Origin of the sequence: Caulobacter sp. HMWF025, assembly GCF_003060965.1 — a bacterium.
Classification (GTDB): domain Bacteria; phylum Pseudomonadota; class Alphaproteobacteria; order Caulobacterales; family Caulobacteraceae; genus Caulobacter.
Genome location: NZ_QAII01000084.1, coordinates 1 through 2,138, shown reverse-complemented (window position 1 = coordinate 2,138; position 2,138 = coordinate 1). Strand labels below are relative to the sequence as shown.

Annotated in this window: 5 protein-coding genes and 1 pseudogene; 3 read left to right on the top strand and 3 right to left on the bottom strand. The window is 63.6% G+C overall.

Translation table 11 applies throughout. The features are described from left to right. A partial coding sequence (locus DBR10_RS20475; protein WP_442861114.1) for a hypothetical protein occupies positions 1 to 81 on the bottom strand: 81 nt, incomplete at its 3' end. Between the two features lie 110 nt (positions 82 to 191). Here DBR10_RS20475 and rpmE point away from each other — a divergent pair. Together rpmE and DBR10_RS09745 are read left to right on the top strand one after the other, a co-directional pair. After that, positions 192 to 419 carry a 50S ribosomal protein L31 gene (rpmE, locus tag DBR10_RS09750; RefSeq protein ID WP_108556299.1) on the top strand — a complete coding sequence of 76 codons (228 nt, stop codon included), beginning with the start codon at positions 192 to 194 and terminating at the stop codon, positions 417 to 419. Between the two features lie 196 nt (positions 420 to 615). After that, entirely contained in the window at positions 616 to 930 is a 315-nt protein-coding gene (locus DBR10_RS09745) for a GIY-YIG nuclease family protein (protein ID WP_233243356.1), read from the top strand. Positions 931 to 988: 58 nt separating this feature from the next. On the opposite strand, the gene rcdA is transcribed toward DBR10_RS09745, so the two are convergent. Together rcdA and DBR10_RS09735 are read right to left on the bottom strand one after the other, a co-directional pair. Beyond that, positions 989 to 1,498 carry a protease adaptor protein RcdA gene (gene rcdA, locus DBR10_RS09740; RefSeq protein ID WP_108506023.1) on the bottom strand — a complete coding sequence of 170 codons (510 nt, stop codon included), beginning with the start codon at positions 1,496 to 1,498 and terminating at the stop codon, positions 989 to 991. 171 nt (positions 1,499 to 1,669) lie between these two features. Beyond that, entirely contained in the window at positions 1,670 to 1,876 is a 207-nt protein-coding gene (locus tag DBR10_RS09735) for a DUF1192 domain-containing protein (RefSeq protein ID WP_108506024.1), read from the bottom strand. Between the two features lie 94 nt (positions 1,877 to 1,970). On the opposite strand from DBR10_RS09735, the pseudogene DBR10_RS09730 reads away from it, so the two are divergent. Beyond that, positions 1,971 to 2,138, top strand: a pseudogene (locus DBR10_RS09730) (NAD(P)H-quinone oxidoreductase); the annotation flags it as partial.

Sequence of the window (2,138 nt, the reverse complement as noted above, 5' to 3'; positions counted from 1 at the left end):
GGCCATCCCCTGGACCAGTTCGGCCCCGGCGCCGGGGCGTCCCTCGACCGAAATCTCGCCGCCGTTCACGTCGGTCATCAACTGTCCCTTGCCAAAATCGCGGGTGTTCTTTATAGCCGCGCCTCTTCGAGGGCCACCCGCAAGGGCGTCCACTCACCAACTTTCACACCGCCAGTCGGTTGGACCGCCCGATGAAACAAGACATTCACCCCGACTATCACTTCATCACCGTCACGATGACCGACGGCACCAGCTATCCGACCCGTTCGACCTACGGGAAAGAAGGCGCTGTGCTGGCCCTGGACATCGATCCGCGCGTTCACCCCGCATGGACCGGCGGTAACGCCCACATGCTGGACCGCGGTGGCCGCGTCTCGCGCTTCAACGCCAAGTTCGCCGGCTTCACCGCCAAGAAATAAGCGTTCCCGCCGTAAGGGCGACGGAAAGCCGGCTCCGCGTTCGCGGGCCGGCTTTTTCTGTTTGAGGCTGGCGCAACCGACCGATCCCTAACGGTCGTCATCCCCCGCTTCATGCGGGGGACCCAAGCCGAGTCGGCGGGGTTCGCCAGAACCAACCGGACACATCGGGCATTATTTCAATTTTAGATTGAAACTATTGGCGGCAAAACTCAAGCTTTGGCTTGTGGCCGCCTATACCTACATCCTCGCCAGTCGCCCCTACGGTACGCTCTACATCGGCGTGACCAACGACCTGTCGCGTCGGGTCTGGGAGCATCGGGAGGGGGTGGGCAGTCAGTTCTGCCGAAAATACGGCGTCCACCGGCTCGTCTATTACGAGGAGCACGAGGACATCAGCTTCGCGATCCATCGCGAGAAGCGGCTGAAAAAGTACCACCGCCAGTGGAAGATCAATCTGATCGAGGGGTTCAACCCGACCTGGGCTGACCTTTATGAGACCTGGAACTGCTGAGCGCGAGTGGGCAGCTCAGCTTGGGTCCCCCGCATGAAGCGGGGGATGACGATCTGGGTTACCCCCCGAACGCCGCCGCCAGGCGGTCGAACTGGGCCTGGACCGGACGCGGGGCGTCCTCGACGGCGGCCTCGACATACATCCGCTTGTCGAGGTGCCGGACGCGCTCATAGAGACGCTCGGAGCGTTGCAGCAGGTTGACCAGGCCGTAGGGCAGTTCTTCGACAGCCGCCGTGGCGACCGCGCCCTCTTCGGCCAGGCGGTAGCTTTCGGCGCAGGCGGCTTCGGCGGCCATCTCGCCTTCCTTGACCGCGCGCTGCACCAGCAGCCACGAGGCCACCTGCATCAGGCGCGTGGTCAGACGCATGCTTTCGGTCGCATAGGCCAGGGCCGCATTGCGCGACAGGATCTTGCTGTCATGACGCCCCGCCCCGTCGAGATAGCCGGCGGTCTCCTCGACCAGCTGCATGCCTTCTTCGAACGTACGGTCGAAAAGCTCGGATTTCGCAAAGTCCTGGATGACCCCCGCGCGCCAGGTCGACGCTACGGATGCGTTCAGATCGGTCATAGGTACTCAATGCCCCTTCGAAAGGCCGCGAGAACGTCTCGCCAGGCTAGGGCGCTTGCAACCCTCATGCCACGGTCAATCCGTCCCGTTTTGCGACCCGCCCCCTTCGAACCCGATACGCAGACTCCAGGCGACACAAAGCCTTACACCCTGATTAGGGTAAACGAATTACTAGTCGAGGCGACCAAACAGCGCATTGGCCGCGTCGCGTCCCGCCCGCTTTTTCTCGAGATGGGCCCGGGTGCGGGCGATTTCAGCCTGCAGGGCCTCAATTCGCTCCTCGAGTTCCGCAACCCCATAGACGTCGAGGTCCTCATGGGTGGTTTCGTTCAGGGCCCGGCCGCCGAAGGCGCGGGGCTCAACGGGTTCCTCGAACATGGACGGGCCTCCCCTGGGCGTGCGAACGAGCCTTTTCGTTCCGTCATCTGACGCCTACCTATGGCGCAAGGCAAGCCTTTCAGGGAGCACGACCATGGCCGAGACGATGACCGCAATCGCCATCGAGGGCGGCAAGGGCCCGGCCGAGGCCCTGGTGCCGGTGGAGCTTGAGCGTCCCGTTCCGGGCCAGGGGCAGATCCTGATCCGGGTTGAGGCCGCCGGGGTCAACCGCCCCGATCTTCTGCAACGCCTGGGCTTCTAC

Bases quoted from the DNA above. Each gene is read 5' to 3' on its own strand.
- rpmE (WP_108556299.1), top strand. From the start codon at position 192: ATGAAACAAGACATTCACCCCGACTATCACTTCATCACCGTCACGATG.
- rcdA (WP_108506023.1), bottom strand. From the start codon at position 1,498: ATGACCGATCTGAACGCATCCGTAGCGTCGACCTGGCGCGCGGGGGTC.
- DBR10_RS09735 (WP_108506024.1), bottom strand. From the start codon at position 1,876: ATGTTCGAGGAACCCGTTGAGCCCCGCGCCTTCGGCGGCCGGGCCCTG.